Here is a 5,716-nt window from a genome sequence, read left to right on the forward strand (position 1 = left end):
GACCTGGGCTCGAACCAGGGACCTACGGATTAACAGTCCGGCGCTCTACCGACTGAGCTATCGAGGAACAAGCCTTAAATTATATGCAATGGATTTGCCGATCTCGCCGGCCATCCCCGATTTTTTGCGTGACGCCGAGCACCCGGCGCGACAGTGCAAATGAAAATGCCCCGCTACCTTGTGAGTAGCGGGGCATCCAGAGGCCTTGCGGCTTTGTAGTGGCTCCTCGACCTGGGCTCGAACCAGGGACCTACGGATTAACAGTCCGGCGCTCTACCGACTGAGCTATCGAGGAACAAGCCTTAGATTATAGCGTGATTTTTGACGGTGCTTGCCCGGCCGCGTTCAAAGCGCAACACTTACCCCGAGGCGCAGCGTGCGCGGCGCCCCGGGGAACAGGTAGACGTGGCTGAACTGATAGGGCGATTCCTTCCAGTAGCGGCGATCGAACAGGTTATCGACGGCCAGCGTCCAGCTGGTGTTCACGCCCCGTACCTTGGCGTCGTAGCGCAGCACCGCATCGACGCGGGTCCACGAAGGCAACGTGACCGAGCCGTCGGGCAACACGTTGCGGCGGCCTTCGTACGAAAGCTGCCCCGCGACTTCGAGGCCCGGCACCGATGCGACGCGGTACGCGGCCTGCGCCCGCAGCACCTCCTTGGGCACGTTGGTCGGCGACTCTCCATTGAGCGCCGGATTCGCGGTGCTCCCGCGCCGCTTGGCATCGATCACCGCGATGCTGCCGCCGATGCGCCACGGACCCTGGCTCCATTGCGCGCCGGCCTCCAGGCCGCGATGCACCGCGCGCCCGTCGTTGCGCACTTCGCAGTAGGCGCCGCACAGGTCGAGGTTGGTCATCGGCCGCGAGATGTCGAACCACGCGACCTGCCAGCTGAATGCTTCGCTGCCGCCCTTCAGGCCCAGTTCCCATTGGCGCGAGGTCAACGCGGGTAGCGCCTGCCCCGCATTGCTGTACTGCGAGATCCTGTTCGGCACGACCTGCGATTCGACGCCTTTGCCCCAGCTCGCATAGGCCAGCAGCCCCGGCTGGATGGCGTAGCTCGCCGCGATCCACGGCGTGGTCACGTCCTGCTTGTAGCCGGTCGGGCTCGAGCCATCGTTGCCGATGCTGCTGCGATCGAGCCGCGTGTGGCGCACGCCGAGCCAGGTGGTGAAGCGGTCGTTCCAGCGTATCGCGTCCTGCACCGACAGCTCGGTCGAGCGTTCGTCGCGATTGGTCTGCGGCGTGGTGGCATCGGGGCTCGGCGGCACGATGGCCGTGCCCCAGACGTTGCCGGTGCCCGCGTAGTTGTAGGCCTGGTTGTCGAAGCGGTTGCGCACGCGGCTCTGCAGCAGGCCGAAGCCGAGCTCATGCCGCACGCTGCCCGTCGTCACGTTGCCCTTGAGGTTGAGGCTGCCCGCGGTCTGCGTGCGGCGCTCGTTCTCGCTGCGGAAGTCGTAGAAGTCGAAGGTGCCGTCGGAGCAGTAGCGGTCGTAGTTGCCTTCGGCGCCGCAGCCGAAGGCGTAGGCCAGCCGGTCGTCGCTCTTCAGGCGCTGCTGGCCGATCTGCGCGCTCCAGCGCCAGTCGGCGTTCAACGCCTGGCTGAATCGCACCGTGCCCGTCAGCGCCTTGAACACCGAGGGCTGCGACCACGGTTGGTTGTTGAGGTTGATGCGCGGATCGACCGGCGCAGGCAGCGCGCTGCCCAGCAGGCTGTAGCCGTTCTGGCTCGGCTGCGTCTTGCGGCTTTGCTCGATCTCGAACTCCAGCACCGAGTCGCGCGAGATGCGCCAGTCGACCGCGAGCGAGAACAGGTTGCGGTTGCCGTCGAGGTTGTGCGTGAGCGGCTTGAGGTTTTCGCTCGCCACGTTGATCCGATAGCCGAACTGGCGGTCCGCGCCGAAGCGCCCGCCCAGGTCGATGGCGCCGAGCGTGCTGCCGCGGCTCGTGGTCTCGATTCGCACCGTGCGCAGGTCCTGTTCGGTGGGCCGCTTCACGACGTAGTTGACCAGCCCGCCCGGCGCGCTGGTGCCGGCCTGGATGCCGCTGGTGCCGCGCAGGATCTCGACGCGCTCCTTGTTGTCGAGCGGGATCGATGTCTCCGCGCTGATCGGCAGGCCCTCGCGCCGGTAGTTGAAGCGGTTGTCGAGCACGAAGCCGCGCATCGTCAGGTAGTCCCAGTAGCCCGCGGAGTTGTAGGCGTCGGTGACCGAGGCATCGAATTGCGTGAGGTCGGCGAGCCGGCGCGCGCCGCTGTCGCGCAACTGCTTGCCGTCGATCACCGTGGCCGAGAGCGGCAACTCGCGCAGCGGCACGTCGCCGAAGCCGCTGATGTCGGCTTGTGGTGCGGCGGCGCCTTCGGTGACTGTGACTTCGCGCAACGTGCTTTGTTGCGCATGCGCGCCGAAGGCAGTGGTGAAAAGAACGACGGCCAGTGCACGCGAAACGGGCGAGAGTGGCCAGCCAGGGGAGGAGGTGAGCTTGTGGTTCATTCTGTTCAGTTGCCCGCTGTGGCGCCTATGGCCGCCATCCATTGTGCGGCCGTGGCCTCGGGGTCTTCGGCCGCGACCAGCGCGCGTACCACGGCGACGGAGCCGACGCCGGTGGCCAGCACTTCGGGCAGCCGCACGGCGTCGATGCCGCCGATGCCGACCTGCGGATAGCCGTGCAGCAGCCGTGCATAGGCGCCAAGCCGGGCCACGCCCTGCGGTGCGGTCGCCATCTTCTTGAGCGTGGTCGGGTACACCGCGCCCATGGCGATGTAGCTCGGGCTCACCCTGTCGGCGCGGACCATCTCGGCGTAGCCATGCGTGCTGACACCCAGGCGAAGACCCGAGCCGCGCAGTTGCGCCAGCTCGTCGGGCGAGAGCGCGTCGAGGTCTTCCTGGCCGAGGTGGATGCCGTAGGCGCCGGCCGCGATGGCGACCTGCCAGTGGTCGTTGATGAAGAGCAGGGCGCCGGTACCTTGCACCGCTTCGACGGCCGCCTGCACTTCGTGTTCGACGGCCGCTGCGTCACCGGACTTGAAGCGCAACTGCACCGTCGGTACGCCAGCGCGCGCCATGCGGCCGACCCATTGCGCATCGGGCAGCACGGCATACAGGCCGAGCCGTTCGGGGCAGGGCGGGAACGCGTCGCCGCGCCCGGCCGGTGGAAACGGCCGCATGCCGAAATCTTCGGGTGCGGCGGGCCACAGCACGGCGTCGAAGCTGCCCAGGCGCTGCGTCTGGGCGCGCCACGCATGGGCCAGGCATTCGGCATCGATCTCGATGAAGCCGAGAGCGGTGCAGGCCTGCTTGGCGCCGCGGTAGACGGGGTCGCCGGAAGAGAAGCTGGGCGCGGCCACGGGCGCGGAGGTGATGGCGCCAAAGCGCAACCCGTGGGCCGCGACGATGGCGTGCGCGATGGCGCGGGCGTCGGTCGCGGCGGTCATGGTGCGTGATGCCAGAAGGGCGTGCCGAGCACAGGCGTGCTGGGCTGTGCTGCGTCTTGCGCGGCCATGGCGCCGGCACGGTATGCGGTGCGGCCGGCCTGCACCGCGTCGGCGAAAGCACCGGCCATCGCGACCGGGTCCTGCGCCAGCGCAACGGCGGTGTTGAGCAGCACGCCGTCGTACCCCCACTCCATCACCTGGCAGGCATGCGAGGGCAGCCCCAGGCCCGCGTCGACCAGCATCGGCACCTTCAGGCGGTCGCGCAGCACCTGCAGCGCGTAGGGGTTGATCGGCCCGCGGCCGGTACCGATGGGCGCAGCCCAGGGCATCACGGCCTGGCAACCGACGTCGACCAGCCGCTGGCACAGCACGAGGTCTTCGGTGCAGTAGGGCAGCACCTTGAAGCCGTCGCGGATCAGCTGCGAAGCGGCATCGACGAGGTTCAGCGTGTCGGGCTGCAGCGTGTAGTCGTCGCCGATCAGCTCGAGCTTGATCCACGGCGTGTCGAACAGCTCGCGCGCCATCTGCGCGGTGGCGATCACCTCCTGCACGCTGTGGCAGCCGGCGGTGTTGGGCAGCACCGGCACCGCGAGTTTGCGCAGCAGCTCCCAGAAGCCGTTGCCGAGCTCGCTATTGCCCGAGCCCTGGCTGGCGGTCTGGCGGCGCAGCGAGGCGGTCAGCATCGCGGGCCTTGCGCGTTTCACCGCGGCTTCGAGCAGGTCGGGCGAGGGGTAGCGCGCGGTGCCCAGCAGCAGGCGGCTCTGGAAGGTCTCGCCGTAGAGCACCAAGGGGTCGTTCGTTGTCATGTTCTTTGTCTCCATCATTCAGCCGCCGGTCACGGGGCGGATCACTTCGATGCGGTCGTCGGGTTGGAGCGTGCGCGCGGCGTATGCCGAGCGCGGCACGAACTCGCGGTTCACGGCCACCGCGAAAGGCGGCGTGGCGTTCAATGCCGCCAGAGCGTCGGTCAGACTGGCGTGGTCCGGCAGCGTGAAGGGCTTGTCGTTGATCAGGATGTTCATCGTCATGTGTCGGAGGTCTCCATGCCGAAGCTCCTTGCGAGGACCGAGTGGCCATGCGCAAGCAGTTCCATCGCGGCGTCGAGCAGGGCGGGCGCGATCATGAAACCGTGGCGGTACAGGCCGTTGATCTGCAGCACGCGCGGCTGCGGCTGGCGAATGGCGGGCAGGTTGTCGGGCAGCGTAGGGCGGCACTGCGTGGCGATCTCGACGATGCGCGCCTCGGCGAAGCCGCTGTGCACGGCATAGGCGGCGCTCAGCAGTTCGAGCGTGGAGCGAACGCTGGCGGGCGACATGTCGTCCGATTCGATCTCGGTCGCGCCGATCACGAACAGCTTGCCGGGCTTGGGTGCGATGTAGAGCGGGTAGCGCGGATGCACGAGGCGGGTGGGGCGCTTCAGGCTCACCTCGGGCGCGTGCACGCGGATCACCTCGCCACGCACGCCGCGCAGCACGTTCCATTGGGGCTTGGCGCCGAGACCGCGGCAGTCGATCAACCAGTCGGGCTGGCCCGTCGCACCGGGCGAAAAGTCCGAGGGTGCGCGCGGCGATTGCCAGTGCAGCGTGACGCGCGGGCTGGCCTGCAGCGTGGCGAGCAACGAAGCCAGCAACGCGCGGTTGTCGAGCTGGCCTTCGCCCGGCAGGAACAGGCCCTGCGCGAAACGCTGGCCCAGTGAAGGCTCGAGCGCGGCAATCGCTTGCGCGTCGAGTGTCTGCATCGGCGCGAGCTCAGGCACCTGCGTGCCGGTGTTCGCAAGCACGCGCGCAAGCCGTGTGGCTTCGGCGGCGTCCTGCCGATGCCAGAGCACCAGTGTGCCTTCGCGCTGGAAGAACACGGGCTGAGCGAGCGAGGCAAGCAGTTCGGGCCAGCGCGACAGCGCATGCTGCCCCATGCGCACGACCGACACAGGTGCCACGGCCGATTCGGCCAACGGGGCGAGCATCGCCGCAGCCACGCGCGCGGCGGCGCCTTCGGCATCGGGACTGCCGGCTTCGAACAGATCGACCTTGCAGCCGGCCTGCGCGAGCGTCACCGCCAGCAGCCGGCCCATGAGGCCTGCGCCGAGAATGGCAGCCGATTGAAAAGGAAGGCTCATGGTCTTGCTCCTTCCCCCTCTGGGGGAAGGCTGGGATGGGGGCAGGCAGAGCGCCCAATGGATACGCCGCGTGGCCCCCCCCCCCCCCCCCCCCCCCCGGGGGGGGGGGGGAAAAAGGGGGCGGGGATTTTTTGGGGGGCGGACCCCCCCCCCCCCCCCCCGCCCC

Annotated in this window: 5 protein-coding genes and 1 tRNA gene; all 6 read right to left on the reverse strand. The window is 68.6% G+C overall.

Annotated features, from left to right (window positions below; genetic code table 11):
• Positions 1 to 219: 219 nt before the first annotated feature.
• A tRNA-Asn gene (locus ACCC97_RS28435) sits at positions 220 to 295 on the reverse strand.
• A 50-nt stretch (positions 296 to 345) separates the two neighbouring features.
• On the reverse strand, positions 346 to 2,493 hold the full coding sequence (locus ACCC97_RS28440) for a TonB-dependent siderophore receptor (RefSeq protein WP_413336309.1): 2,148 nt from the start codon (positions 2,491 to 2,493) through the stop codon (positions 346 to 348).
• Between the two features lie 5 nt (positions 2,494 to 2,498).
• Positions 2,499 to 3,434 (reverse strand): thiamine phosphate synthase, encoded by a 936-nt coding sequence (thiE, locus tag ACCC97_RS28445; RefSeq protein WP_413336311.1) that lies wholly within the window; start codon positions 3,432 to 3,434, stop codon positions 2,499 to 2,501.
• Entirely contained in the window at positions 3,431 to 4,240 is an 810-nt protein-coding gene (locus tag ACCC97_RS28450; protein ID WP_007839284.1) for a thiazole synthase, read from the reverse strand. Before ACCC97_RS28450 ends, thiE begins: the two co-directional genes overlap by 4 nt.
• Positions 4,241 to 4,258: 18 nt before the next feature.
• Positions 4,259 to 4,462: a sulfur carrier protein ThiS gene (gene thiS / locus ACCC97_RS28455; protein ID WP_007839285.1), complete on the reverse strand. Its 204-nt coding sequence runs from the start codon at positions 4,460 to 4,462 to the stop codon at positions 4,259 to 4,261.
• Positions 4,459 to 5,550 (reverse strand): FAD-dependent oxidoreductase, encoded by a 1,092-nt coding sequence (locus ACCC97_RS28460; RefSeq protein WP_413336313.1) that lies wholly within the window; start codon positions 5,548 to 5,550, stop codon positions 4,459 to 4,461. Before ACCC97_RS28460 ends, thiS begins: the two co-directional genes overlap by 4 nt.
• Positions 5,551 to 5,716 lie beyond the last annotated feature (166 nt).

It is taken from the genome of Variovorax sp. Varisp85, assembly GCF_047304045.1.
In the GTDB taxonomy this organism is placed as follows: domain Bacteria; phylum Pseudomonadota; class Gammaproteobacteria; order Burkholderiales; family Burkholderiaceae_C; genus Variovorax.